This window comes from Kitasatospora sp. NPDC048298 (assembly GCF_043201465.1).
Classification (GTDB): Bacteria; Actinomycetota; Actinomycetes; order Streptomycetales; family Streptomycetaceae; genus Kitasatospora.
The window spans coordinates 46430-71639 of record NZ_JBICYZ010000030.1 but is presented as its reverse complement, the minus strand read 5'-3'; the positions used below and the strand labels follow the sequence as shown (position 1 = coordinate 71639).

Here is a 25210-nt window from a genome sequence, read left to right as displayed (position 1 = left end):
GTGGTTGATGCGGCGGCCGGCGGGCCGCTACGCGCGGTAGGCCACGGAGATCTGGCCGACCAGCACGGCGAACGGCATGTCGAGCGCGGCGTAGAGGTCTCCGGCCTCGGCGGCTGCGTTGTCGGCCAGAGCCTCGACCATGAGGGTGGCGTAGTCGGAGACGATCACGCCCGCCTGCTGCATGCGCAGCAGTCCGGCCTCACGCTTGGCCTGACTGAACGTACCGGAGGCGTCCACGGCGACGTACGCGTCGTGGCCGGCAGCCGTTGCGGAGATCGCGGGCAGCGCCGCGCACACCTCGAGCGACACCCCAGCGAAGATCAGCTTCTGTCGGCCGGTGGCCCGGACGGCCTCGCGGACCCGGTCGTCGTGCCAGGCGTTGACCGTGCTGCGGTCGATGATCTCCTGGCCGGCGGGCAGTGCCGCGACCAGCTCGGGAACGGTCGGCCCCCACATGCTGGCGGCCGCGGTGGTGGTGACCACCAGCGGGATGCCCAACACGGTCGCCGCCCGCGCCAGCGCCACCACGTTGTGCTTCAACTCGCCGAGCGGGATGTCCCGGACCCCGGACAGCAGGCCCACCTGGTGGTCCACCAGAACCACGGCCGCGTTCTCGCGGGTGATCGGACAGTCCGGACGCCTACCGCGCGATGGCGGAGAAGAAGGTGCGCGGCCGGGTCGTCACCCGTCCCTGAGCCTCTGTGAAGGGACTCCCCACCACGGGGCCGCTGACGGTTGTGCCGGCCTCCGCGGAGGTCGGCACAACCGTCAGCGGCCTCGCCGGTTCACTCGCTCGGGAACAGGGGCCAGCCGGCCATGAGGGCGCCGTCGACGAGGAGGACGTGCCCGGAGACATAGCTCGCCCCATCCGAGCCCAGGAACCGGATGGTCTCGGCGATCTCCTCCGGGGTGCCTGCCCGGTGCATGGGCAGCACCGAATCGACCGCGGTACGCACCGCGTCGTCGCCGGTGAACCGCTCGTACATGCCGGTCCGGGTGAAGCCGGGCGCGACCGCGTTGACGCGGACACCGCGAGGGGCGCCTTCGAGTGCGGCGGCCTTGGTGATGCCGGCGACGGCGTGCTTGCTGCCGACGTACAGGGCCGCCTCGGGGTAACCCATCAGGCCGAAGCAGGAGCTGACGTTGACGATGCTGCCGCCGCCCTGTTCCGTCATGACCCGGAACTCGTGCTTCAGGCAGAACAGCGCCCCCTTGACGTTGGTGTCGAAGATGCCCTGGTAGCGCTCGTCGGTCACCTCGGTGACCGGTGTGGGCGTTCCCTCGGTACCGGCGTTGTTTACGGCGACGTCGAGCCGCCCGAACCGCGCGACCGCGCGGTCGACAAGCTCCTCCACCTCGGCGTCGAAGCGGACGTCGGCCCGCACGAACTCGGCCTTGGCGCCGAGGTCGGCCAGTTCCCTGGCGAGTTGCTCACCCACGTCCTCATGGCGGCCGGAGACCACCAGGTTCGCGCCTTGACGGGCGTAAGCGACGGCGGTGGCGCGACCGATACCGGTGAGCGCGCCCGTGATGAGGACGACAGGAGCAGACAACTCAGGGGTCCTTTCTCCAACCACACGGATGAACGACGGGCAACCGGTGCGGAACCCGCACGACACCGGGCTCCTCTTCGGACGGTGCCATCCCCCGGTACCCGTGCAAGGAAGGTGTCCCGCCCGGACGGCAGCCGCATCGGACCAACCGCCGCATCCGTCGAACGGCGGCACTCAACGCCCCTCATGGCCCCACGGCGGCCGGGACGCCGGACTGCTCCCGGGAAGGCCACGGTGGACTCCTCCGGTCGCGCCGTGGCCACACGGTCGGTCACCCTTGTTTCCAGTGTTTCCAGCCGTGGACACCCTGTGGAGGGCATCATGCACCCGATTCTGGTGACCGGGGCCGCCGGTCGCGTGGGCGCGGTCGGACGGTCCGTGGTCGAGGACCTGCGGCAGCGAGGCCTCCCGGTCCGCGCCATGGTGCGCCGTGACGACGAGCGGGCCGAGGCGCTGCGCGCGACGGGCGCCGAGGTCGTCGTCGGGGACCTGACCCGCGTCGACGACGTGGTCGGGGCGCTGGTGGGCTGTGGGCGGGTGTACTTCGGCATGGGCGTCTCCGCCCAGTACCTGCAAGCCGCCGTCACCGTGGCGGCCGTCGCCCGGGAGACGCAGAGGCTGGAGGTGTTCGTGAACATGTCGCAGCTGACCGTCTCCGAGCTGGGCCTGACCGACGCGGGCGAGTCGCACCAGCACCGGCAGCAGTGGCTGGTCGAACAGGTCCTCACCTGGTCCGGGCTGCCCGTGGTCGAGATCAGACCCACCGTGTTCCTGGAGAACCCGCTCTTCCAAGTCGGTTTCTCCTCGATCACGAAGGACGGCACCATCAGGCTGCCCCTCGGACGGGCGCGGACCTCCCCCGTCGCCGCCGCGGACGTCGCCGCGGTCGTGGCGCAGATCCTGGCCGAGCCGGACCCGCACCTCGGCCGCATCTACGAGTTGACCGGCCCGCGCTCCCAGGACGGCCCGGCCATCGCCGCGGAGGTCTCCGGGGCCCTCGGTCGGCCGGTCGAGTACGCCGACGTGCCGTTGGAGGAGTGGATCGACCGCGACCTCAAGCCGCTGGAGCTGCCGGAACACGTCTTCCAGCACATCTCCACCATGGCCCGGCTCCACGCCGAGAACCGCTACGACCGCCAGGCCGACGGCGTCCAACAGGTCACCGGGCGGCCCGCCACCGGAGTGGGCGAGTTCATCCGGCAGAACGCCAGCCGGTTCGCCAGGTGAAGCCGTGTCCCCCGCCACCGGAACGGAGGTTCACCATGAGCGTTCAGGCTGGGGCGTCCCAGGTGGCCGGCGAGCGCACCCTGACGGCGCACATGATCGTGCTGCCCGGCGGTGGCTACGCGACCCACGCGGAGCACGAGGCGGAGCCGATCGTCGCCTGGCTCACCGGACTGGGCGTACCGGCGACTGTCTTCCGGTACCCGCTGAACGTGCGACACCCCGCTCCGCTCCAGGCGCTGCGGAGCGAGATCCGGCGCCGCCGTGAGCAGGGCGCCGAGCGCATCGGGCTGATCGGTCGAGAACGGCCAGGCCGTCCGCCTCGATCCGCTCCAGGGTCTCCCCCATGGTCTCGTCCTCGACCGCCCGCAGCCACAGCCAGCTACTGAACTCCTCGCCCGTGGCCAGGGCCCCCAGCAGAAGGAGGCGGCTCTCCTCTCGCGGCATCTCCCCCAGCCGCTCGGCGAAGAGCCGTTCCAGCTTCCGCCCCAGCGGCAAGCGCTCCGGAAGCGGGGCGAGCCCTCGCCGTTGGGCGGCCGCCAACTGCCGGGGCAGTTCCACCAGGGCCAAGGGGTTGCCGGCCGCCTCCGCCAGAACCCGGTCCCTGGTGGTCGCGGCGAGTTCGGGGTGACAGGTGTCCAACAGCAGGGACGCGTCCGCCCGGGGCAGGGCCCGGACCTCGACGGCTTCGGCCGACCAGGTCTGCGCGGCCGGTCCGTCCGGGCGGCTGGCACCGACGATCACCAACGGCAGGTCCGCACAACGGCGCTGGAGGAAGGCGAAGACGGTGGCGCTCGACGAATCGGTCCAGTGCAGGTCGTCCAGGACCAGCAGCACCGGCGCGGTCCGCACCGCCTCCTCCAGCAGCGCCAGAGCCGCGGCACCGACGGCGAACCCGCTCGGGGTGCCGGACCGGACACCGAATGCGCTCTCCAGGGCGTCGCGCTGATGGGCGGACAGCGACCCGGACCGCTGGAGCAGTGGCCAGAAGGCCTGATGGAGGGCTCCGAACGCGAAGTCCGTTTCCGCCTCCGCCCCCACCGTGCGCAGGACGGTGAACCCGCGCTCCCGCGCCTTGCGCTCCACCCAGGCCAACAGCGTGCTCTTGCCGACGCCGGCTTCGCCGCGCAGCAGCACCGTAGAACCGCTCGCGTCCTCCTCGGCCTGGACCAGTGCCGCGGTCAGCAGCCCGGTCTCCCGCTGCCGCCCGACCAGGACCGGAATCCGCTCGTCGTCCGCCACTATTCGTTCCCCTCGGGTCGGCCTGCCCGCTCCCCCGGGCCCGACAGGGTACCGCCCGCCGGTCCTCACCGTAACCACGCTCAGTACGGTCCCGGGCACTGAGCAGGACACGGTTTGACCGTCGACTGCAGTGGTCCCCGTGCCGTGCCCCCGCCGTCGGTGTCCCCGAGGACCCGGCCTGCGGCAGCATGAACGCCGCCGTCGCCCAGTGGCTGACCGAAACCGGCGCCACCCCGGCCGCCTACCGCGTCTCCCAGGGCACCCGGGTGGGCCGGGACGCCGGCATCGCCGTCACCGCCGACACCGACGGCACCGTGTGGATCGGAGGGGAGAGCACCGTCCTGATCACCGGTACCGTCACCCCCTGACAGCCCCCGCCGCCGGCCGGAGGCTCGCTTCCCGGCAGGCCTGGTGGGCGGTCAGGTGTTGTCGAGGGTCTTCATGATGACGAAGCTGTTGACGGTCGCCACCGCCGGCAGGGACGCCAGCTGGGTGGCGTGGAAGTCCTCGTAGGCCTCCAGGTCGGCAACCTCCACGTGCAGCAGGTAGTCGAAGCTGCCGGTGATGTGGTGGCACGCCCGCACCTCGGCAAGCTTCATCACCTCCTTCTCGAACGCGGCCACGTCCGCGCGCGCGTGCCGCACCAGGCGCACCCCCGCGAACACGCGCAGGCCCCGCCCCACCGTCTTGGGGTCCACCACCGCCCGGTAGCCGCGGATCGCCCCGCTCTCCTCCAACTGCCGCACCCGGCGCAGGCACGGCGACGGCGACAACCCCACCCGCGCGGCCAGCTCGCTGTTGCTGATCCGCCCCTCGCGCTCCAGCACGGCCAGGATCGCCCGGTCCATCTCATCCATGAGAAGCAGATTATTGCGACAAGACACCCTGTCGCACCATGCACTGCCCGTGAGCTGCGCAATTGTGTGCCGAAATTGCCGACACCCGGGCCTCGGCAGCGTCACCACCACCCATGCTGGACACCGACAACCCGTTGGATCACGGAAGGGCCAGCCATGCCGGGCCGCAGTACCGTCACCGTTCACGCCGATCGCCGCGTCCACCCCGATCCCGCGGTGGTGCCCCCGATCTACCAGACCGCCGCGTTCTCCGCGGACGACGGCGACACGTTCGCCCGTGGGGCGACCGAGCCGCGCGGCAAGGCCTTCTACACCCGGTTCGGCAACCCCAACCACGCCCAGGTCGCCGCGGTTCTCGCGGAGTTGGAGGGCACCGAGGCGGCGATGGTCACCGCCTCCGGCATGGCCGCCCTCACCACCGCCGTGCTCGCGCTGGTCTCGGCCGGCGACCACGTCATCGGCCAGAAGTCCACCTACGGCGGCACCGCCTCGGTCCTGCTGAACCTCCTGCCGCGCCTGGGGGTCTCCACCACCCTGGTCGACCAGCGCGACACCGAGGCCTTCGAGCGGGCCGTCACCCCCAAGACGCGGCTGATCCTGCTGGAGACGCCCAGCAACCCGCTCCTGCACATCACCGACCTGCGCGCCGTCGCCGACCTCGCCCGAGCCCACGGCATCACCACCCTGGCCGACAACACCTTCGCCACCCCGCTCAACCAGCGCCCCACCGAGTTCGGCATCGACGTGGTGTGGCACAGCGCCACCAAGTACCTCAACGGGCACACCGACGTCTCCGCCGGCGCCCTCGCCGGTCCCGCCGACATCCTCGACCACATCTGGGACACCAGCCTGCTCACCGGCGCCACCCTCGGCCCCATCGACGCCTGGCTGCTGCTGCGTGGCATCCGCACCCTGCCGCTGCGCATGCCCCGGCACAACGACAACGGCCTGGCCCTCGCCCAAGCCCTCACCGAGCACCCGGCCGTCGCCCGCGTCCACTACCCCGGCCTGGACTCCCACCCCCAGCACAAGCTCGCCGCCGACCAGATGAGCGGCTTCGGCGGCGTCCTCAGCGTCGAGTTCACCGCCGGCTTCGAGGCGGCAGACACCTTCCTCGGCCACCTGCGCTACTCCCAGCGCTCCGCCAGCCTGGGCGGCGTCGAGTCCCTGGCCGTCCACCCCGCCTCCATGTGGCGCGGCATGCTCAGCGACGAGCAGATCACCGCCGCCGTCCCGCCCGGCCTGGTGCGCCTGGCCGCCGGCACCGAAGACACCGAAGACCTCGTCACCGACGCCCTCGCCGCGGCCGACGCCGTCCACACCGCCCGGCCCTGACCCCGGACCGACCGCACCACCCTTTCGAGCCCGCACGTGCAAGGAGCAACACCATGAAAACCCTCATCACCGGTGGCACCGTCGTCACCATGGACCCAGCCCTGGGCGACCTGCCCCGCGGCGACGTCCTCATCGAGGACGGGAAGATCACCGAGGTCGCCCCGCACATCGCCGCCCCCGACGCCACCGTCATCGACGCGAGCGAGCGCATCGTCATGCCCGGCTTCGTCGACAACCACCGCCACACCTGGCAGACCGCCTTCCGCGGCGCCGGATCCGACTGGACCTTCCCCCAGTGGGCCCAGGCCATGCACCACACCGTCAAGCCCCACTACACCCCCGAAGACGTCTACATCGCCACCCTGCTGGGCCGCCTGGAAGCCCTCCACTCCGGCGTCACCACCATGCTCGACTGGTACCACGTCGCCCAGAGCCACCAGCACGAGGACGCCGCCATCACCGCCCTCACCGACGCCCCCGGCCGCTCCGTCTTCTGCCTCGGCGCCGGCTGGGGCAGCGACCGGCCGATCGAGGACGACATCCGCCGCGTACGCGCCACCCTGACCAGCGGCGGCCGCACCGACCTCGCCCTCGGCATGCGCGGACCCACCGCCACCGGCATCGACACCGCCGCCCGCGAGATCAAACTCGCCGACGAGCTCGGCCTGCGCATCAGCCTCCACCTCGAAGCCCCCGGCACCATCACCGAACTGCACCAGCACGGCCTGCTGCGCGACACCCTCACCGGCGTCCACGCCAACGGCATCGACGTGGACGAACTGCGCCTGCTCGCCGACGCCGGCGCCTCCCTCTCCATCAGCCCCGACGTCGAACTCAAGATGGGCTTCGGCGCCCCCATGACCGGCCTCGCTCTCGACGCGGGCCTGCGCCCCACCCTGTCCATCGACGACGTCCCCTCCGCCGGCGGCGACATGTTCTCCACCCTGCGCACCGCCTTCGCCGCCCAACGCGGCATCGACGGACGCCTGCGCTCACGCGACCTGCTCGCCTTCGCCACCACCGACGCCGCCGCCTCCATGGGCCTCGCCCACCGCACCGGCACCCTCACCCCTGGCAAGGACGCCGACATCATCCTGCTGCGCACCGACGACCTGACGATCTTCCCCGTCACCGATCCCGCCGGAAGCATCGTCAGCCAGGGCCACCCCGGCCTCGTCGACACCGTCCTGGCCGCCGGACACGTCGTCAAGCGCGACGGCGCACTCGTGGGCGTGGACCTGCCCACCCTGCGGGAACGCCTGTTGGCCTCCCGCGACCGGATCGCCGCCGCCGCCGGCGTCCCGCTCGACGGCACCTGGCAGCCCCTCGACTGAGCCGACGATCCGTCCGTGCCTCCTCGAAAGTCCAGCCCCGGCCGATTGGAGAACACCTTCGGATCCGAACCGGCCACCCGGCCCGCCAGCTGTCGTCTCACCAGTGGCGCCCACCCACTTCCTCTACCGGTTCGAGGGTGGGTCCAGGCGAAACCATCCGAGCATCGCGTAGTCGGGGACGACGACGCCCGCCTGCTGCATGCGCAGCAGTCCGGTCTCGCGCTTGACCTGGCTGAAGGTGCCGGAGGCGTCCACGGCGACGTACGCGTCGTGACCGGCGGCGATCGCGGGCAGGGCCCCGCAGGACCTGGCGGTGGGCTGCGACGGGCGGCGCATGTACCTGGCGGCACCGGCACTCGGTGTGAGGATCGAGGCCGCCGCCACCCACGCCCTCAACCTCCGCCACCACACCCCGCCACTCGCCCGGCTGATCACCGAGCTGTCCCGCGCCCAGGCCGCACAGGTCACCCGATTCGACTGGGGTTCGCTCCACGCACTGCCCTTCCGGCCTCGGCTGCGACACCGGCGGGTCATCCTCTCCCCCGCCATCTGGCGCCTCACCGCCGCCGAACTTCCCTCCGGCGACGCCTCGCAGCGACGGTGGGATGAGGCCCTCACGTCGTGGGCAGAGCGGCGCCGAGCTCTGCGGCACGTGATGCTGGCCGCCGCCAGCCAGGGCCTGCCGCTCGACCTCGACCATCCCGGCCACCGGGTCCTGCTACGCGACCACCTCCGCTCCGCCCCGCACGCCGTCCTGGTCGAGGAGCCCGAACTCGCCGACCTCGGCTGGGCAGGCGGTAGAGCCCACGAGATCGTCGTCACCGTCACCGTCACCCGGGCGCCGGCGTGGCCGCGCCTGCCCAAGCCCACCCCGAGCCGAATCCTGCGACGGCGCCACGGCGAAGCGCCGGGCACCTCCCGCGTGCTGCTCGCCTCCCTCTACGGCGACCTGGAACGCCAGGACACCGTCCTCGCCCGCCACCTACCCGCCCTCCTGGAGCGGCTCGGCAACCCGAAATGGTGGTTCGTCCGCTTCCGCGACCCGCGCCACCACCTGCGGTTGCGCATCGCCCTACCCGATCCGGCCGCCTTCGGCCCCACAGCCACCGTGATCAGCACCTGGACCGCCGAGCTCCATCAAGCCGGGCTGCTCGCGGAGGTCGTGTACCCGACCTCGTACCCGGAGACCGGGCGGTGGGGTGAAGGACCCGCTTGGACCGCAGCAGAGGAGGTGTTCCGCACGGACTCCGCCGCCGTCCTCACTCAGCTCTCCCAGCCCACGCTGCCCGACCGGCAGGCGCTGCTCGCCGCCCACGCCATCGCCATCACAGCAGGGTTCGCAGGCTCGGCCACTGCCGGGCTGCACTGGCTCGTCGACAACGTCCCCTCCCAAGCACCGGCCGCCGTCCCACGCCCCGTGTTCCGCAGGGCCGTACGCCTGGCCGATCCGGCACACAACTGGGCAGCCCTTCGTGCCGAGCCCACCGGTGCCGCAATCCTGGGCGCCTGGCCCGCACGCCATCAGGCGCTCGACGCCTACCGCCGTTTCTTCCCCAGCCCGCACACCGAAGGCGTGCAGGTGGACGACGTCCTCGGGTCCCTCCTCCAGTGCTCCTTCGTCCGGGCGCACCGCATCGACTTCGACGACGAAGCCCAGGTCCTCTACCTGGCGCGCGCTGCTGCCCTCGCCCGCCTCGCCCGGGACGGTGACCGGTGACCACCCCACACCCCGCTCTCCGTCTGTCCGACCGGATCGCCGAACTGCTCAGCGACCCCGAGGCCGTGCCGCCCGCCTGGTCGTCCCGTCCGCAGTGGCGCCAGTCCCTCGCGCATGGCGCCCCCGGTATCGCCCTGCTCCACATCGAACGCGCCGCCACCGGCCGGGGCCCGTGGGAACCGGTCCGAGCCTGGCTGGCCGTCGCCGCCGCGACCCCGGTGACGAGCGGCGCCGAGAGTTACCTGTACTACGGTGCGCCGGCGCTCGCGCACGCCCTCGCCTGCGCCGCGCAGGCCCGGCCAGGCTCCTACCAGCGTGCGCTCGTCCACCTCGACCAGGTCGTGGCGAACGACGCGATGCGGCGCTGCGACGCAGCCCTCGCCCGGTTCGACCACGGCGACCTGCCGGCGCTCGCGGAGTTCGATGCCATCCGGGGCCTGGCGGGCCTCGGCTCCGTACTTCTGGGTCGGTCGCCCGGCGGCGAGGCCATCCATCGGGTCCTGGACTGCTTGATCCGCCTCACCGACGACGTCGAGCACGACAGCCGAACGCTGCCGGGCTGGTGGACGTTGGTCGGGCCCTCCGGCAGGCCGGATGAGCGGTTCCCGGGCGGGCACGCCAACACCGGCGTGGCGCACGGCATCGCAGGCCCCCTGGCGCTGCTCGCCCTGGCCCTGCGCCTCGGCATCGAGGTTGACGGCCAGCGCGAAGCGATCCGCACCATCCTGGCCTGGCTGGAGCGCTGGCGCGAAAACCACGCCTGGCCGTACTGGATCACCCGCGCCCATCTGGTCGGCGCCGGGCACAGGCGGCCGCTGCCGCCCCAGCGGCCGAGCTGGTGCTACGGCACCGCCGGAATCGCGCGCGCCCAGCAGCTCGCCGCCCTCGCCCTCGGCGACGACCACCTGCGCAACGACGCCGAGCGCGCTCTTGCCGCAGCACTGGCCGATCCGAAGGCACTCGCGGCGATCACCGACCTGTCGGTCTGTCACGGCTACGCCGGTCTCGCCCACATCGCCCACCGCGCCGCCACCGACGCTCTCCCCCACAACGCGGACCGCCTGCACTCCGCCACATCCCTGCTCCTCGACACCACCCACCAGCCCCGCACCGACCCCGACACGCAAGCCCACCACGTCCTCGCCACGGCGGGGCCCGCGTTCCTGGAGGGCGCGGCCGGCACCGCCCTCGCCCTGCTCGCCCCCGCAACTGGCACCACGCCGGTGACCCGCTGGGACGCCTGTCTCCTGACCGCCTGACCAAGGACCCCCTTGATGACCACTGGCTGGATCCAGCACGACCTCACCTTCAACGACTCCTGCATCGTCGAACAGGTCGCCGCTCACCACCTGGCCCCCGTCCTCGACCACGCCCAGAACTCCGGCGTGCTGGAGGACTGGTGGTACATGCGCAAGAAGGGGCTGCGGCTGCGCTACCGTGCCACTGCCCCCGTCACCGTCGTCACCGCGCTCCTCGACACCCTCGTCGACGTCGGACTCGTCAAGGGCTGGGCCACCGCGGTCTACGAGCCGGAGACCGAGGCGTTCGGCGGCCCCGAGGCCATGGAGATCACCCACCGGCTCTTCCACACCGACAGCCGGAACCTGATGGCCCGTGCCGCCAAGCCCGACCCTCCTGCACTCCGCAGCACCGAGACCTTCGTCGTCCTCGTCTCCGCCATGCTCCGCTCCGCCGGCCTCGACTGGTACGAACAGGGCGACGTCTGGGCCAAGTTCGCTGCCGAACGCCCCGCGCCGCCCGCCCTCGCACCCGAACGGGCCGCCGCCCTGACCACCGCGATGCGCCGCCTCATGACCGTGGACGCCCGCCGACTCTCCCGCCCCGGTGAACCGCTCGCCGGGCACGCCGGCTGGGTCGACGCCTTCGAGGAGACCGGACAGGACCTCGTCCGTCTCGCACGGGACGGCCTTCTCACCCGCGGACTGCGCACCGTCCTCGCCCACCTGATGATCTTCCACGCCAACCGAGCCGGGTTGTCGGTCGAGCACCAATCCGCAGCCGCCGCACGCGCGTTGGACACCGTCTTCCATTCCGACGAGGGCCCCGCGCCCTCGCAGCCCACCATCCGTACAACCACTAGGGTCGCCCACGTGACTACTCTCAGCAACAATGCTCCCGTTCCCGTCGAGCAACTGCGCGACAGCCTCACCGACCGGCTGCTCGACCAGGGAGCCATCCGCTCCGACGCGGTCGAGGCCGCCTTCCGCACCGTCGCCCGCGAGCACTTCCTGCCCGGCTTCCCCCTGGAGGCCGCCTACGCGGACAACCCCACCTACACCAAGACCGACGGCTCCGGCACCCAGATCAGCGCCGCCTCCCAGCCCGCCATCGTCGCCCTGATGCTGGAGCAGCTCGGCGCCCGGCCCGGCCAGCGCGTCTTCGAGGCCGGAGCCGGGACCGGAGTCAACGCCGCCTACCTGGGACACCTCGTCGGGCCCGACGGGCACGTGGTGACCGTGGATGTGGACGAGGACCTTGTCGACGGCGCCCGCAAGCACCTCACGGACGCCGGGATCACCAACGTCGACGTGGTCCTCGGCGACGGCGCGCTCGGCCACCCCGACGCCGCCCCGTTCGACCGCGTGATCGCCACGGTGAGCACCAGCGAGATGCCCACCGCCTGGCTCCAGCAGGTCAAGCCCACCGGGCGGATCGTCCTGCCGCTGCGCCTGCGCGGCACCGCCTCGCGCACCATCGCCTTCGAGCGCGGCGAGAACGGCTGGGTTTCGGTCGACGACCAGCTCGCCGTCTTCATGCCGTTGCGCGGCAGCATGGACGACGCCCGCCGCACCGTCGCCCTCACCCACGAGGGCGACGTCACCCTCCAGGTCCACAAGGACCAGCACGACGCCGTCGACTCCAACGTCCTGCTCGGCGTGCTCGACACCGAGCGTCACGACGTCTGGACCGGCGTCACCATCCCGGCCGGCACCACCTACGAGTACCAGGACCTGTGGCTGGCCCTCACCCTCCCCAACTCCCTGATGAGGATGAGTGTGGCCGGCACTGCCCGTGAACGTGGCATTACCCCCATGTTCGGCTGGGGTGCCATGGCCACCGTGGACGCGGGCTCCCTCGCCTACCTCACCCTCCGCCCCGGAGAACCCGACAACGACGGCCGCAAGACCTACGAGACCGGCGTCATCGGCCACGGCCCGGCAGGCGCCGCCCTCGCCGACCTCGCCGCCGAGCAGATCCGCACCTGGAACACCGGCTACCGCAGCCGGACCCTGCGCATCGAACTCCCCGACACCCCCGCCACCGCCGAACCGACTGCCGGCCGCTTCGTTCTGGACCGCCCCCACCACCCGATCACCGTCACCTGGGAGTAGCCCCCGTGCACCCGACCGGACCGATCGCCCAGCGCTTCCCGCTGATCGCCCGCCCCCGGCCCGCGTGCCTGCCCCTGACCGCCCGTGTCGGCAGACCGACCCGCGCCTCGCCTCCACCGTCTTCAACCAGGCCGCCCTCCTCGCCTCCGACCTCGCCCTCCCCGCCTACGCCCGCGAGCTCTGCCACCGCCACGCCGCCCTCTACCTCACCCGCGGCCCGCTCCCCGCGATGAGCGCCATCCTCGGCCTGGAGCCGGTCGTCAACCTCGCCCGCCTCCATATCCGCGCCGGCCACCACCAACGCGGCCACCAACTCCTCCTCAACCTCTACCGCGCAGTCACCACCAGCACCGAGGCAACGCTCGACGGCATCACCGTCCCCGCCCACCTCACCGACACCAGCGAGCAGCGCGCCGAGGTCCGCCAGTGGCTATGGCGGGTCGTCATCGCCGACGGCACCCGCGCGCTCACCACCACCGGCCGCTGGACAGAGGCCCTGCACCACATCGAGCAACACCACGGCATCGGCCAACGCATCCTCGACGGCCGCCAAGTCGCCATCCTCGCAGCAGCCACCACCGGCAACCTGCCCGGCGCACTCGCCCTCCTGGCCGCCACCGAACCGGGTGACCCATGGGAGAACGCCGTCACCGCCGTCCTCACCGCCCCATGCCGCCCCGGCGACCGGCACGGCGCCGAGACCGCGATCGCTCACTGCCTCGCGTTCGAACCGGGTAAGGGCTTGGCCGTCTTCACCACGCGCCTCGTCCTGTCCGCCAGCGACGCCGCAGCGGGCATGCCCGCTGCCCTCAACCTGATCAAGCAGTTCTCCAGCCAAGCAGCCGAGCTGGGCGACGGCTACGCGCTGCGCGACCTTCTCACACACCGTCGCGTCCGCAGCCTCCTCGCCCCCAACCTGACAGCCGAGTTCGAACGGGTTCTCGCCACATGCGCACTTGGCGCCGCCAATCTGCCCGAGCCTCTCCGCATCGGACTGGAAGCCACCCTTGCCACTGCCCAGAGTGTGCTCGACAAGTCACCACTCGGCACGGGCTGACCCAAAGGTGACCGTCTGGATGCCGTACCTCAAAGCATCACGCGGCTGAGCTACGCCCGACGCGCCCGAGCTCGCTGCACGCGCACGTTGTCCTACTACTTGGCGCACGCCCCAGGACGAAGCCGTCTACTTCCTTCTCAAGGTGGACCCGGCGTCGCGTGCTCCGTCTTCTCGCACCGCGGGGCGAGAAGCCAGATGTCATCACGCTTCAGCGACAGCTGGACGACATGGCGAAAACGGTCGATGGGTTCTACGCGATACTTGGGCCGCGAAACTGGATCTTCCACGAATCACTCTCCCTCGACTTCACAGCCGAGTTGGTTGCCGCTTCCACAGATCCGGCCGACGCCGAGGAACGACTGATCACCTACTACAACGATGCCGATCGACTGTCATTCCAGACGGCACGGCTCCGCAAGCTCCCCGCCATGCGCAAGCGGATGGACCTAGTGGCCAAGGCTAGCGCGGACTACTTCGCAGGACGCTATTACGCAACCGTTCACGTTCTACTGAGTATGATGGACGGCTTCGTCAATGAGTTCGAGACTGTACGCCGGGGCTGCATGCCAGGCAAGCGGAGGAGCTTAAGGCCTGGGACAGCGTTGTCGGCCACCATATTGGGCTTGCGCACGCCCATCGAACATTCACGAAGGGAAGAAGTGCGACGAACGAAGAACCCGTGTACGAGCTTTATAGAAACGGCATCGTGCATGGCAGCATTCTGAATTTTGACAACATCGTCGTGGCAACCAAGGCCTGGAACCGACTCTTCGCCGTCGCCGACTGGGCTCGCGCGCGGGAGAAGGAGCAGCAGCCCCCGCCGCCGAAGCCGTCCTTGCGCGACCTCTTCAGCACCTTAACTCAGAACCAGCAGGTTCGAAAAGCCGTAGAGGCCTTCCAGCCCTATCAGTTGTCGCCCGGCAACGACGGTTTCGCCTCTCATCCGGTACACAGCGGCACGGTCGCATTCCTCAAAGCATGGAAACAGCGGAACTTCGGTGCGATGACGGACTTCGCCACCCTCGAACTACATCAGCGACAAGGAAAGGCCGCCCCGCGTGAAGTGCGACTCGTGTACGACGGTCACCGGCTGAATACCTTCAAGGTTCAAAGCATCTCCTTCACCGCAGCGGCGGTTTGCACCGTCCAGATCGAGATCGAGGAGACAGACTCCCATCCTCGCCAAGTCGGCCTGCGCTGGATTCGCGAGGACACGTCCGGCAGCCCGATTCCTGTGCCACTGGACGGCGGAACCTGGCGGTTGTACACCTGGGATCCAGCACGCTTCGTCAAGTTCGAGGAGGCCGGCTCCCCCGACAGCACGTGACACGGAAGACCTCGATCCTCCGTCGCGGCCCTGGCCTGCCGGTTCGACATCGATGGTCCTGGCGGAGGAAGGTAGGGGGTCGGTGGCGCCCGCCGGTAGAGAGGGCTGCGCGGCATGCGACCTGGCGGGTGAGGAGCAGCGGTGAGCGATCGAAGCGGGATCGAGTGGACGGAAGCGACCTGGAATCCGACCACCGGGTGTGACCGGGTCTCCGCCGGTTGCGACAACTGCTACGCCCTGACCCTGGCCAAGCGGCTGAAGGCCATGGGCGCCGCCAAGTACCAGACGGACGGCGATCCGCGAACGTCGGGGCCTGGCTTCGGACTTGCGCTCCATCCGGACGCCCTTGGCGTACCGAGGCGCTGGCACAGCCCACGGGTGGTGTTCGTGAACTCCATGAGCGACCTCTTCCACGCCCGGGTACCGCTCTCGTTCGTCCGAGATGTGTTCCAGGTCATCGCCGACACCCCACAGCACACCTACCAGGTGCTGACCAAGCGATCCGTGCGGCTGCGCAGGGTCGCGGAACGATTGGAGTGGCCGGACAACCTCTGGATGGGGGTATCGGTCGAGGACGAGACCCAGTTGGTGCGGATCGACGACCTACGGGCCGTTCCGGCCGCGGTCCGGTTCCTCTCGCTGGAGCCGCTGCTCGGACCACTGCCGGGCCTCAGCCTCGACGGCATCGGTTGGGTGATTGCCGGCGGCGAGTCCGGGGCCGGGCACCGGCCCATGGACGCCATGTGGGTTGCGGCGATCCGCGATGCCTGCCAGGCGGCGGGTGTTCCCTTCTTCTTCAAGCAGTGGGGCGGCCGCAATCCAAAGGCCCGCGGCCGCGACCTCAACGGCCGCACCTGGGACGAGATGCCCGTACGTGACTCGCTTGCCCTCCCCTGAACCAGTACGCCGTGTACGCCCCCTGGTCGTTCCGTGATGACTATGTGATCCTTCGTGCTGCAGCGACGCTCACCGCAACGGGGAGACACATGGCGGCATCGAAGGACGTCATCTGGCCACGCGACCCGCACACCGCCGCGAAGCACGCACTGCTCCGGCGCTACCTCCAGGCCTGGGCACCCATCATGCTCAGCCACAACGAGATCATCACTTACGCCGAAGGATTCGCGGGCCCCGGCATCTACACCGGCGAGGAACCCGGCTCACCCGTCGTCGCCCACCACGTGCTCGCCGGAGCGCTCCGCCGGTTCCCCCGGCGGGTGAAGATGGTCCTGGTCGAGGAGGATCCCCGGCGCAAGACCGAGCTGGAGCGCCGCATCGCAGCAGCGGCAGGCACAACCCAGCAAACCGGCCGACTGGACGTGCACATCACCCAGGGCCAGTGCCATCCCGACCTCCTGCAGCAGCTCGCCCGGGCCCGCAGCCTGCAGCACCCGATGTTCGTCCTGCTCGATGGCTTCGGCGGCCCCGTAGTCCCCTTCCACCTCCTGCAACGGATCGCAAACCAACGCCGCAGCGAGGTCATGGTCACCTTCCAGCCGTCCTTCCTCGTGCGATTCGCCGAGAAGAACGAACACCACCGCGCAGCTGGCGACTCCTTCTTCGGCGACCGCGGCTGGCACGGCGTCTTCAGGGAACCGTCCTCCAGAAAGGCCGCCTACCTACGGGACCGCTACCGCGAGGCCCTCGGCCGGGCCGGATTCCAGCACACCCTGGTATTCGAGATGATCGACGAGGCGAGCCACCTGCTCTACCTCATCTTCGGCACCCGCCACGAACGGGGTGTGGAAAAGATGAAGGAAGCGATGTGGGTCGTCGACTCCACCTCCGGTGTCCGCTACCGCGACCCCAAGGACCCCAACCAGCAGGCCCTCGATCTCGAACTCGAACCGGACACCGGACCGCTACGCCGCATCCTGCTCGACCACCTGCGCACGAACCCGATTCCGCACACCGTCGATCAGCTCAAGAACTACACCCTCCTGGAGACCGTCTACCGCCCCACCCAGGTGATACCACTGCTGAAGCGGATGCGCGACGAGCGAGACATCGACGTCTCTCCAGGCCGGATCATCGGAACCAGCACAGTCGCAACCCTCCACCAGAGCGCCCTTTTCTGAGCTCCATCGGATCGGTCAGCAGTGTCAGTTCAGCGGTGCTCGGGGTTCTCGAAGTCGAAGCGGCAGCCGGCGTCCCACTCGGAGCGCTGGTTGCCGTGCGCCGGGATGCCGCCGGCGTCCTTCAGCATGCGGGCCAGGTGAAGCTGGTTCCACGTCATGAAGGTGGTGTTGCGGTTGGTGAAGTCGTTCTCCGGGCCGCCCGACCCCGGGTCGAGGTAGGACGGCCCGGGGCCGGCCTCCCCTACCCAGCCGGCGTCAGCCTGGGGCGGGATGGTGTAGCCGAGGTGTTGGAGGCTGTAGAGGACGTTCATCGCGCAGTGCTTGGCGCCGTCCTCGTTACCGGTGATCAGGCAGCCGCCGACCCGGCCGTAGTAGGCGTACTGGCCGTCGGAGTTGAGGATCGAGGAGCAGGCGTAGAGCCGCTCGATGACCTTCTTCATCACCGACGAATTGTCTCCCAGCCACACAGGTCCAGCTAACGTAAGAATGTCGGCGGCCATGACCTGCGAGTAGATCACCGGCCACTCGTCGGTCTCCCAGCCGTGCTCGGTCATGTCCGGCCACACGCCCGTGGCGATGTCGATGTCCACCGCCCGCAGGACGTCGACGGCGACGCCCTGCCGCTCCAGGATGCGGGTGCTGACGTCGATCAGGCCCTGGGTGTTGCTGCGCTCCGGGGAGCGCTTCAGCGTGCAGTTGATCACCAGGGCGCGCAGGTCGGCGTACGACGTCGTCGGGTCCGGCACGGGTTCCTCCTCCAGATGCCATGGGACGCCGGTCGGGCCGCGGGCTCCCCGCACAGCTCACCAGCCCGGCGTGCTGGGCGCCCGCGGGGCTGAGCCGGTTGCCTGACCGCCTCCGCCCGGGTGTGCCGTCTGGTGGCGGTCCCCCGGCCGGGCGAGGATGGCGGCATGGGTGTCGACGGCTCCACCGGCGGGCTGCTGGTGACGAACGTGGGTGTCTTCGACGGGATCGGCGCGGAGGCGGTGCCGGGGCACGTGCGGATCGAGCGGGACAGGATCGTGGAGGTGGTGCGGGGCGCCCAGCCCCCGCGAAGTACGCAGGGGGCGACGGTGCTCGACGGCGGCGGCCGCACGCTCATCCCGGGGCTCACGGACGCGCACGTCCATCTGTTCGCGATCGGCGGCAGCATGGCGGAGTTGCAGCTGGGAGCGACCGGCGCCGTCTACTACCAGGCGCTGACCTCGGCCCGCGAGATGCTGATGCGCGGCTTCACCACCGTCCGGGACATGGCCGGTGACACCGAGCCGCTGCGGCGGGTCCTCGACCGCGGGCTGTTCCCCGGTCCGCGGATCTACCCGAGCCAGGCGGCCGTGTCCCAGACCTCCGGCCACGGTGACTTCGGGACCGCCTACGACACTCCGACCGCCCTGGGCGGTCCGCAGGCCCGCACCGAACAGCTCGGGTTCACGCGGGTGGCCGACGGGCCGGAGCGGGTGCTCGCCGCGGTGCGCGAGCAGCTGAGGAAGGGCGCGGCGCAGATCAAGCTGATGGCCGGCGGCGGAGTCGTCTCCGAGTTCGACCCGCTGGACGTCCTGCAGTTCACCACCGCGGAACTCGAGGCGGCGGTGGCCGCGGCCGCCGACTGGGGCACCTACGTGGCCGCGCACGTCTACACCGCCGAGGGCGTGCGCCGCGCGGTGGACGCCGGGGTGCGTTGCATCGAGCACGGACACCTCGTCGACGAGGACGCCGTCCGCCACCTCGCGCAGAAGAACGTGTGGCTGAGCACCCAGCCGTTCGAGGTCGACGACCACCACTACGCCTCCCCGGACAGCGACCGCAAGAACCGCGAGGTGTGCGAGGGCGTCGCCCGTACCTTCGGCTGGGCGCTGCGGCACGGCGTTCGGCTCGCCTTCGGCACCGACCTGGTGTTCGATCCCGGAAAGGCCCACCGACAGAACGAGATGCTCGTCCGGCTCGGCAACCACCTCAGCCCCGTCGAGGCCCTGAAGCTCGCCACCTCCGGCAACGCCGAACTCTTCCGCATGTCCGGCCGCCGTGACCCCTACCGGGCGGCGCCGCTCGGAGTCATCGCACCGGGGGCCTGGGCCGACCTCCTGGTCGTCGACGGCGACCCGACCACCGACCTGTCCGTCCTCGCCAACCCCGCACGCAACCTGCGCCTCATCGTCAAGGGCGGCGTCGTCCACAGGAACGAACTCGACTGACCTCCCCACCGCACGGCGGAACACCGAGGGCCCGTCACCACGGGTGATGACCCTGCTCGGCGCACCGGGATTGCCGGGCCCCGCCGGTCCCGGGAGGCTGGGAGCCCGGGGGGAACCACCCGAGCACCAGGAGCCCCCGCGCATGTCCCCGAAGTCCATAGCCGTCGCCGTCGCCGCCCTCGCCGGCACCGTCACCCTGGCCCACTTCGCCTACGCGGGCGCGCCCGTCACCCTGAACATGGCCACCGGCAGCGCCGACTGCACGGTCTCCTGGACGAAGGACGGCGTCACCTTCAAGCCCCTCACCCCCGGCAGCAACGCCTCGGCCTTCCTGGACAAGGACGCCACCGGGACGGTCACCATCGACCTCACCGCCGCCGGCAACCCCGTCACCCTGGCCAACTCCGTCTACATCCGCACGGCGGCCAAGGGCGGCTTCACCCTGACCGACACCTCCGGCCACTACGTGCAGGCCACCAACCTCGAAGGCAGCCTCTCCGGCGACAGCACCTTCGTCGTGCAGACCAGCAGCGACCCCGCGGGCACCCGCATCCCCGTGTACAACATCCCCACCCGGCCCCAGATCACCCCCTTCGTCCAGTCCGTGGTCCCGCCCCGGGTCGACCTCGCGCTCTCCGACATTCGGATGAGCGTCCTGCCCGAGTTCGCCACCGTCATGAACCAGGCCTTCGGCGACGGCAGCATCCAGCCCGGCGACCGATTCGGCACCTGCACCGCCCAGACCAGTTCCTGACCCGACTGACCGGGCCTCAGCGGGGCGGAACGCCGGCACAACGGACACGGCGGCTGCTCGGGTTCAGCATCCCGGGAGGGAATGTTCCCGAAAGGGAAGTCCCCAGGTCAAAGGAGTGCACTGGAGCCGGAGTTGTGAAATGTGCACGCCCTTTCAGGGGCTTCTCCCCTGGCGCCGATGCCGCCAATTCAAGGAAAGATTCCGTTACTTACTCGATCGGTGCGAATCCCTTCCGCTCGCCGACCGAATCTGACAGCATCGTCCGCTATCCGGCGACCGAAGGCCGGTGATCGCTGCGCCGGTACGCCCGTGGGGAGCGGTAGTAGGACGAGGGGGAAATGTGACCACCCAGGCCGGCACCACCGGGCCCACCCCCGCGCCCACCCGCACCCCCACCCCCGACTCCGCCCACGCCCACCGCCCCGCCCCCTGGGTCCGCACCAGGCTGCGGGCGAACCCGCTGGCCGCGCTGCTCATGGCGGCCCTCGCGTTCGTCACCGTCTTCCTGGCGGCGGCCTTCCCCCGCGTCACGGACCGGGGCGCGGACACGGCGCTCCAGGAATTCGTCCGGCTGAAGGGTCTCCACCCAACCAGCCTGCAGACCACCTCCAAGACACGGGACGACGACACCGCCGCCGCACTCGACCGGGTGCAGCAGCAGCTCGTCGAACAGGTCGGCGGGCAGCTGACGCTGGCCCAGCGGAACCAGGCCTACGGCGCCCGCGCCCTGAGCGACCACTCCATGGCCAATCCGGGGTACGCCCACATCTCCGACAAGGAGCCCTACCCGGCCCTCGGCCTGCTCTACCTGCACGACCTCGCCTCCCGGGCCACCCTCACCGACGGCACCTGGCCCACCCCCGGCACCGTCGGCGAACCGCTGCCGATCGTGGTCAGCAAGCAGGCCGCGGAGACCATCCACATCAAGCTCGGTGACGTCATCGACAACGGCGCCGAGGGCTCGGGCGCCAAGCGGACCACCGTGGTGGTCGGCCTCTACCAGGTCGACGACCCCCAGGACCCGTTCTGGGACGAGCTCGGCTGCCCCGCCCGTGCCTGCCTGAACACCCAGGCCGACCACGAGCACTGGTCGACCAGCGGGTTCGTCGACGGCGGCAGCCTGCCCGCGATGGTCCGCTGGGGTTCGAACGCCGAGAACTTCTGGCGGCTGTCCGTCGATCCCGCCTCGCTGCGCACCGACCGGATCGACGACACCCGCGGCGTCATCACGTCCTTCCTGACCGGGCGCGACGCCACCGCCCTGGTCGACCGGACCAGGCGCGCCGACCTGCACACCGTCTCGGGCCTGCCCGAGATCCTCGCCGAGGCGGACCGGCGCTACCGGGCCACGCTGCCGCTCAGCGCGATCGGCCCGGCCGGTGTCGCGGGCGTCGCCACCGTGGTGCTGTTCCTGGCCGCCGCGCTCACCACCGACCGGCGCGCCGCCGAGATCCGGCTGCTCCAGGCCCGCGGCGGCTCCCGCACCGGGGTGCTGCGACGGCTGCTCGCCGAGGGCGCGGTCACCGTACTGCCCGCCGCCGTGCTCGGTACGGCCCTCGCCCTGGTGCTGCTGCCCACCGCCCGGTGGGAGCGCGCGGTGCTGGCGGCGCTGGTCGCGACCCTGGTCGCGCTGCTGGCCTTTCCGGTCCGCGCGGCCCTGCTGTGGTCCCGGCGGCGGCCGGTCGGCGGCCGCCGCCGACTGGTCGGCGAACTCGCCGTCCTGGCGGTCACCGTCGCGGCCGTGGCGGAGGTCCGGCGCCGGGGCGTCGGCCACCCCGGGGCCGGGGTGGACCCGCTGCTGGTCGCCGCGCCGCTCCTGCTCGCCGTCACCGGCGGACTGGTGCTGGCCCGGATCGAGCCGGTGGCGGTCGGCCGGCTGGCCGCCCTCGTCGGCCGGGGCCGCGGCCTGATCGGCTTCCTCGGCCTCGCCCGGGCCGCCCGCGACGGCTCGGGCCGCCGCAAGCCCTCCGTACTGCCGCTGCTCGCCCTGCTGATCGCCGTCACCACCACCGGCTTCGGCGCCACCGTGCTCGACACCGTCGACCACGTACGGACCCACGCGGCGCGCCTCGCCACGGGCGGGGACATCGCCGTCTCCCTCCCGGACTACGCCACCCTGACCGGGTCGTTCACCGAGGCCGCCGCCGCCCTGCCGGGCGTCCGGGCCTCGACCGCGGTCCAGATCCAGCCCAAGGTCCGCATCGTCGACGACGACCGGAGTGCCACCGAGGCCTACCTGGTGATGGTGGCCGATCCGGCGGCGTACGCGGAGATCGCCCGGACCCTCGGGGTCGACGGGTTCGACGCGGCGAAGCTTGCGGGGACGCCCGGCGGCCGGGACACCCCGGTGCCCGCGCTGGTCAGCCGCGACCTGGCGGAGCGCTTGGCCGCAGGGCCGTCCCAGGTCCGCACGCCCAACGGCAACGACCTGCGCCTCGGCGTCGCCGGGATCGTCGCCGCCACCCCCGCGCTGCCGGACCCGGGCAAGCCGTTCGCCGTCGTCTCGGCCGGCGCCGCCTGGGAGCGGCTGCCGGACGCCCGGCGGCCGAACCAGTGGTTCGCCGTCGGTGACATCGACCCCGAAGGGGTCAGGACCGCCCTGCGGGACAACAGCGGCGCCCGGCCGGTCGGTCTGGCCAAGCTGATCGCGGACAGCGCCACGGCCGTCGGCAAGGACACCCACGGCCTGCCCGCCGGATTCACGGTGCACAGCAGCCGGGAGACCGCCGCCGCGCTCGGCGACGACCCGCTGCAGCACGCCGCCGAGCGGCTGTTCTGGTACGCGGCGGCGGCCGGCGCCGGGTACGCCCTGCTCGCCGTGCTGCTGACGCTGGTCCGGGCCGCGGCCGACCGTACGGCCCTGCTCGCCCGGCTGCGCACCATGGGTCTGCGGCCCCGCCAGGGGCTGGCACTGATCGTCACCGAGGCGCTGCCGCGGACGCTGGCCACGGCCGTCGGCGGCGGCCTGGTCGCGGCCGCGGCGGTCGCTCTGCTGGGCGGCGCGTTCGACATCTCGACGCTGGTCGGCGTCAGGGTCGGCGAGGTCGTCACCCCCACCCTGCTGCCGGTGCTGCTGCCCACCGCGGGTCTGGCCCTGCTGGTCGGGCTCGGGGTGGCGGCGGAGGCACTGGTCGCCGGCCGGCGTCAGATCGCCACCGAACTGCGGGCCGGGGAGCAGCCGTGACCGTCCCGCCGGACAGTCCCTACCCCGGCAACCGCCTCCCGGCCCCCGCACTCCCCGGCACTCCGCTCAGGCCGCGCGGCCGTACCCTCCGACCGGCAGGCCCGACGGGAGCGGAGCCGGCGGCCCGGCCGGTCACGCTCCCCGCCCCGGGCACCGCGCGCCAGGCCCGGGCGGCCAGCGCACCGGAGGCGAGGGCGACACCGCCGAGGGCGACGGAGGCCGCGCCGAGGCCCAGCGTGGCGCCGAGCCAGCCGGCCAGGGGGTAGGTGAGCAGCCAGCAGCCGTGGGACAGCGAGAACTGGGCGGCGAAGACGGCGGGGAGGTCCTCCCTGGCCACCGAGTCGCGCAGGACGCGGCCGGTCGGGGTGAGGATCAGTGAGCCCGCCGCGCCGAAGGCGGCCCAGACGGCGAGCAGGACGGGCCAGCGCCAGGCGCCCGGCCCGGCGGCCGTGAGCGCGGCGAGCAGGGCGAAGAGCCCGACGATGCCGAAGGCCGCCGGGAGCATGACGATCCGGTCCGGGACCCGGTCCAGCACCCGGGGCAGCAGCAGCGCCACGGCCATCGACCCGGCCCCGTAGGCACCGAGCGCGATCGGGACGTCGGCGGCCGGTCGGCCGAGCTGGCCGCGGACGTAGACGACGGTGTTGACGATCACCATCGCCCCGGCGGCGGCGGCCGCGAGGTCCAGGGCGAGCATCGCGCGCAGCCGGGGCACGGCGAGGAACAGCCGGGTGCCGCGCCCGGATCTCGCGAGGACACCGGCCCGTTCCGGGCGGGCCGACTCCGGGCGGACCGACTCCGGGCGGACCGGCCCCGGGCGGACCGGCCCCGGGCGGACCGGCTTGCGCAGGACCGGCTTCGGCAGGACGGCGGAGACCACCAGCGCCGCGGAGGCGAGGAACCCGGCCGCCGTACCCCAGAACAGCCAGTTGTAGCTGACCAGGGCGAGCAGGGCGGCCGCCAGCACCGGGCTGACCAGGCTCTCGGTGTCGTAGGCGAGCCGGGACAGCGACAGGGCGCGGGTGTACTCGCGCTCCGCGGGCAGCACCTCGGGGATCACCGACTGGAAGGCCGGGGTGAAGGCCGCCGAGGCGGACTGCAGGACGAAGATCAGGACGTAGACCTGCCACACCTCGGTGACGAACGGCAGGGTGAGGGCCACCGCGGCCCGGGTGAGGTCGGAGGCGGCCATCAGCCGTCGCCGCGGGATGCGGTGGGCCAGCGCGGAGACCACCGGGGCGATGCCGACGTACGCGAGCATCTTGATCGCCAGCGCGGTGCCGAGCACCGATCCGGCGTCCGCTCCGGCGAGGTCGTACGCCAGGAGGCCGAGCGCCACCGTGGCGAGGCCGGTGCCCACCAGGGCGACGATCTGGGCGGCGAACAGGTGCAGACAGGTGCGGTTGCGCAGCACGGACAGCATGGAGGACCCCGCTCGACTGGGCGCGGCAGGACGACACCATCAGGATAGGTCAACATGTGCACGCATGTGCACATGTTGACCGGAAAGCGGCCCGCACCCAGAAGGGCACGGGCCGGAGAATCGGGTCGAGCGGGGGTCAGTCGTGCGGCGGGAGCCCGCCGATCTGGTGGTCGGCGACGCTCAGCGCCTCGTCGACCAGCCGCCGCAGGTGGCCGTGGCGCAGCGCGTACACGACGCGCCGGCCGTCCTTGCGGGTCGTGACCAGCCCCGCCAGCCGCAGCTTGCCGAGGTGCTGGCTGACCGACGTCCGCGGGGCTCCGGTCGCCTCGGTGAGCGTGGTCACGTCCGCCTCACCGGCGCTCAGCCGCTGGAGCAGGGCGAGCCGGGTGCGGTCCGCGAGCAGCGCCAGGATGCCGGCTGCGGCGTCCAGCCGCTCGTCGTCCCGATGCTCCTGCGCATGGTGTGCACCTGATATCCGAAGGCTCCCGCTCATGGCGACATCGTAGGGCCCCGGGCGCCGCCAGCCGAAGCACCGTGGCACCGGACCGGCACGACGAGGCCGGAGGAGCCGCTCGCGACT

At 71.6% G+C, this 25210-nt stretch carries 23 protein-coding genes; 15 read left to right on the top strand and 8 right to left on the bottom strand.

Going from position 1 to position 25210, the window contains the following annotated elements; genetic code table 11:
- Window positions 1–27 precede the first annotated feature (27 nt).
- The gene (locus tag ACGF0D_RS22440; RefSeq protein WP_392918800.1) at window positions 28–603 is read right to left on the bottom strand and encodes an isochorismatase family protein; all 576 of its coding nucleotides are present in this window, start codon (window positions 601–603) and stop codon (window positions 28–30) included.
- 182 nt (window positions 604–785) lie between these two features.
- Window positions 786–1553 (bottom strand): SDR family NAD(P)-dependent oxidoreductase, encoded by a 768-nt coding sequence (locus ACGF0D_RS22435; protein WP_392918798.1) that lies wholly within the window; start codon window positions 1551–1553, stop codon window positions 786–788.
- Window positions 1554–1874: 321 nt separating this feature from the next.
- On the opposite strand from ACGF0D_RS22435, the gene ACGF0D_RS22430 reads away from it, so the two are divergent.
- Window positions 1875–2780 carry an NAD(P)H-binding protein gene (locus ACGF0D_RS22430; RefSeq protein ID WP_392918795.1) on the top strand — a complete coding sequence of 302 codons (906 nt, stop codon included), beginning with the start codon at window positions 1875–1877 and terminating at the stop codon, window positions 2778–2780.
- Window positions 2781–2942: 162 nt separating this feature from the next.
- Here ACGF0D_RS22430 and ACGF0D_RS22425 read toward each other — a convergent pair whose 3' ends face one another.
- Window positions 2943–4019, bottom strand: coding sequence for an AAA family ATPase (locus tag ACGF0D_RS22425; protein WP_392918792.1), 1077 nt, complete (start codon window positions 4017–4019; stop codon window positions 2943–2945).
- A 98-nt stretch (window positions 4020–4117) separates the two neighbouring features.
- Here ACGF0D_RS22425 and ACGF0D_RS22420 point away from each other — a divergent pair, with 98 nt between their 5' ends.
- A complete protein-coding gene (locus tag ACGF0D_RS22420) occupies window positions 4118–4387 on the top strand; it encodes a PhzF family phenazine biosynthesis protein (protein ID WP_392918889.1) in 270 nt (89 codons plus the stop codon).
- Window positions 4388–4438: 51 nt separating this feature from the next.
- On the opposite strand, the gene ACGF0D_RS22415 is transcribed toward ACGF0D_RS22420, so the two are convergent.
- Window positions 4439–4876, bottom strand: coding sequence for an Lrp/AsnC family transcriptional regulator (locus ACGF0D_RS22415; protein WP_392918789.1), 438 nt, complete (start codon window positions 4874–4876; stop codon window positions 4439–4441).
- Between the two features lie 156 nt (window positions 4877–5032).
- On the opposite strand from ACGF0D_RS22415, the gene ACGF0D_RS22410 reads away from it, so the two are divergent.
- Together ACGF0D_RS22410 and ACGF0D_RS22405 are read left to right on the top strand one after the other, a co-directional pair.
- A complete protein-coding gene (locus ACGF0D_RS22410; RefSeq protein ID WP_392918786.1) occupies window positions 5033–6211 on the top strand; it encodes a trans-sulfuration enzyme family protein in 1179 nt (392 codons plus the stop codon).
- A 53-nt stretch (window positions 6212–6264) separates the two neighbouring features.
- Complete coding sequence (locus ACGF0D_RS22405) at window positions 6265–7545, top strand: amidohydrolase family protein (RefSeq protein ID WP_392918784.1); 1281 nt, start codon at window positions 6265–6267, stop codon at window positions 7543–7545.
- Window positions 7546–7668: 123 nt separating this feature from the next.
- Here ACGF0D_RS22405 and ACGF0D_RS22400 read toward each other — a convergent pair whose 3' ends face one another.
- On the bottom strand, window positions 7669–7881 hold the full coding sequence (locus ACGF0D_RS22400; protein ID WP_392918781.1) for a hypothetical protein: 213 nt from the start codon (window positions 7879–7881) through the stop codon (window positions 7669–7671).
- Between ACGF0D_RS22400 and ACGF0D_RS22395 the strand changes: the two genes are divergently transcribed.
- The 8 genes from ACGF0D_RS22395 (at window position 7880) to ACGF0D_RS22360 (ending at window position 17077) form a co-directional block, all read left to right on the top strand.
- Window positions 7880–9262, top strand: a complete 1383-nt coding sequence (locus ACGF0D_RS22395; protein WP_392918779.1) for a thiopeptide-type bacteriocin biosynthesis protein — start codon at window positions 7880–7882, stop codon at window positions 9260–9262. The two genes, ACGF0D_RS22400 and ACGF0D_RS22395, sit on opposite strands and share 2 nt — an antisense overlap.
- Window positions 9259–10521 (top strand): lanthionine synthetase LanC family protein, encoded by a 1263-nt coding sequence (locus tag ACGF0D_RS22390; protein WP_392918776.1) that lies wholly within the window; start codon window positions 9259–9261, stop codon window positions 10519–10521. Before ACGF0D_RS22395 ends, ACGF0D_RS22390 begins: the two co-directional genes overlap by 4 nt.
- A gap of 15 nt (window positions 10522–10536) precedes the next feature.
- The gene (gene fxlM / locus ACGF0D_RS22385; RefSeq protein WP_392918773.1) at window positions 10537–12615 is read left to right on the top strand and encodes a methyltransferase, FxLD system; all 2079 of its coding nucleotides are present in this window, start codon (window positions 10537–10539) and stop codon (window positions 12613–12615) included.
- 64 nt (window positions 12616–12679) lie between these two features.
- Window positions 12680–13672 carry a hypothetical protein gene (locus tag ACGF0D_RS22380; RefSeq protein WP_392918770.1) on the top strand — a complete coding sequence of 331 codons (993 nt, stop codon included), beginning with the start codon at window positions 12680–12682 and terminating at the stop codon, window positions 13670–13672.
- A 158-nt stretch (window positions 13673–13830) separates the two neighbouring features.
- Complete coding sequence (locus ACGF0D_RS22375) at window positions 13831–14397, top strand: hypothetical protein (protein ID WP_392918768.1); 567 nt, start codon at window positions 13831–13833, stop codon at window positions 14395–14397.
- Window positions 14352–14999, top strand: a complete 648-nt coding sequence (locus ACGF0D_RS22370; protein WP_392918766.1) for a hypothetical protein — start codon at window positions 14352–14354, stop codon at window positions 14997–14999. Before ACGF0D_RS22375 ends, ACGF0D_RS22370 begins: the two co-directional genes overlap by 46 nt.
- Window positions 15000–15140: 141 nt before the next feature.
- Entirely contained in the window at window positions 15141–15896 is a 756-nt protein-coding gene (locus ACGF0D_RS22365) for a DUF5131 family protein (RefSeq protein ID WP_392918763.1), read from the top strand.
- 11 nt (window positions 15897–15907) lie between these two features.
- On the top strand, window positions 15908–17077 hold the full coding sequence (locus ACGF0D_RS22360) for a three-Cys-motif partner protein TcmP (RefSeq protein ID WP_392918760.1): 1170 nt from the start codon (window positions 15908–15910) through the stop codon (window positions 17075–17077).
- A 29-nt stretch (window positions 17078–17106) separates the two neighbouring features.
- Here ACGF0D_RS22360 and ACGF0D_RS22355 read toward each other — a convergent pair whose 3' ends face one another.
- Window positions 17107–17823 carry a flavodoxin family protein gene (locus tag ACGF0D_RS22355; RefSeq protein ID WP_392918757.1) on the bottom strand — a complete coding sequence of 239 codons (717 nt, stop codon included), beginning with the start codon at window positions 17821–17823 and terminating at the stop codon, window positions 17107–17109.
- Between the two features lie 165 nt (window positions 17824–17988).
- On the opposite strand from ACGF0D_RS22355, the gene ACGF0D_RS22350 reads away from it, so the two are divergent.
- From ACGF0D_RS22350 to ACGF0D_RS22340, 3 genes are all read left to right on the top strand, one after another.
- Window positions 17989–19269 carry an amidohydrolase family protein gene (locus ACGF0D_RS22350; RefSeq protein ID WP_392918755.1) on the top strand — a complete coding sequence of 427 codons (1281 nt, stop codon included), beginning with the start codon at window positions 17989–17991 and terminating at the stop codon, window positions 19267–19269.
- Window positions 19270–19411: 142 nt separating this feature from the next.
- Window positions 19412–20023, top strand: coding sequence for a hypothetical protein (locus ACGF0D_RS22345; RefSeq protein ID WP_392918752.1), 612 nt, complete (start codon window positions 19412–19414; stop codon window positions 20021–20023).
- A gap of 340 nt (window positions 20024–20363) precedes the next feature.
- Window positions 20364–23207, top strand: a complete 2844-nt coding sequence (locus tag ACGF0D_RS22340; protein ID WP_392918750.1) for a hypothetical protein — start codon at window positions 20364–20366, stop codon at window positions 23205–23207.
- Between the two features lie 19 nt (window positions 23208–23226).
- Here ACGF0D_RS22340 and ACGF0D_RS22335 read toward each other — a convergent pair whose 3' ends face one another.
- Window positions 23227–24630 (bottom strand): MFS transporter, encoded by a 1404-nt coding sequence (locus ACGF0D_RS22335; protein WP_392918747.1) that lies wholly within the window; start codon window positions 24628–24630, stop codon window positions 23227–23229.
- Between the two features lie 136 nt (window positions 24631–24766).
- Window positions 24767–25123, bottom strand: coding sequence for an ArsR/SmtB family transcription factor (locus ACGF0D_RS22330; RefSeq protein ID WP_392880600.1), 357 nt, complete (start codon window positions 25121–25123; stop codon window positions 24767–24769).
- Between the last annotated feature and the right edge of the window lie 87 nt (window positions 25124–25210).

What these genes read in the sequence shown, in the direction of transcription:
- ACGF0D_RS22405 (WP_392918784.1), top strand. Translation starts at nt 6,265, where the DNA reads ATGAAAACCCTCATCACCGGTGGCACCGTCGTCACCATGGACCCAGCC.
- ACGF0D_RS22330 (WP_392880600.1), bottom strand. Translation starts at nt 25,123, where the DNA reads ATGAGCGGGAGCCTTCGGATATCAGGTGCACACCATGCGCAGGAGCAT.
- ACGF0D_RS22410 (WP_392918786.1), top strand. Translation starts at nt 5,033, where the DNA reads ATGCCGGGCCGCAGTACCGTCACCGTTCACGCCGATCGCCGCGTCCAC.
- ACGF0D_RS22335 (WP_392918747.1), bottom strand. Translation starts at nt 24,630, where the DNA reads ATGCTGTCCGTGCTGCGCAACCGCACCTGTCTGCACCTGTTCGCCGCC.
- ACGF0D_RS22395 (WP_392918779.1), top strand. Translation starts at nt 7,880, where the DNA reads ATGTACCTGGCGGCACCGGCACTCGGTGTGAGGATCGAGGCCGCCGCC.
- ACGF0D_RS22415 (WP_392918789.1), bottom strand. Translation starts at nt 4,876, where the DNA reads ATGGATGAGATGGACCGGGCGATCCTGGCCGTGCTGGAGCGCGAGGGG.
- ACGF0D_RS22345 (WP_392918752.1), top strand. Translation starts at nt 19,412, where the DNA reads ATGTCCCCGAAGTCCATAGCCGTCGCCGTCGCCGCCCTCGCCGGCACC.
- ACGF0D_RS22430 (WP_392918795.1), top strand. Translation starts at nt 1,875, where the DNA reads ATGCACCCGATTCTGGTGACCGGGGCCGCCGGTCGCGTGGGCGCGGTC.
- ACGF0D_RS22400 (WP_392918781.1), bottom strand. Translation starts at nt 7,881, where the DNA reads ATGCGCCGCCCGTCGCAGCCCACCGCCAGGTCCTGCGGGGCCCTGCCC.
- fxlM (WP_392918773.1), top strand. Translation starts at nt 10,537, where the DNA reads ATGACCACTGGCTGGATCCAGCACGACCTCACCTTCAACGACTCCTGC.
- ACGF0D_RS22350 (WP_392918755.1), top strand. Translation starts at nt 17,989, where the DNA reads ATGGGTGTCGACGGCTCCACCGGCGGGCTGCTGGTGACGAACGTGGGT.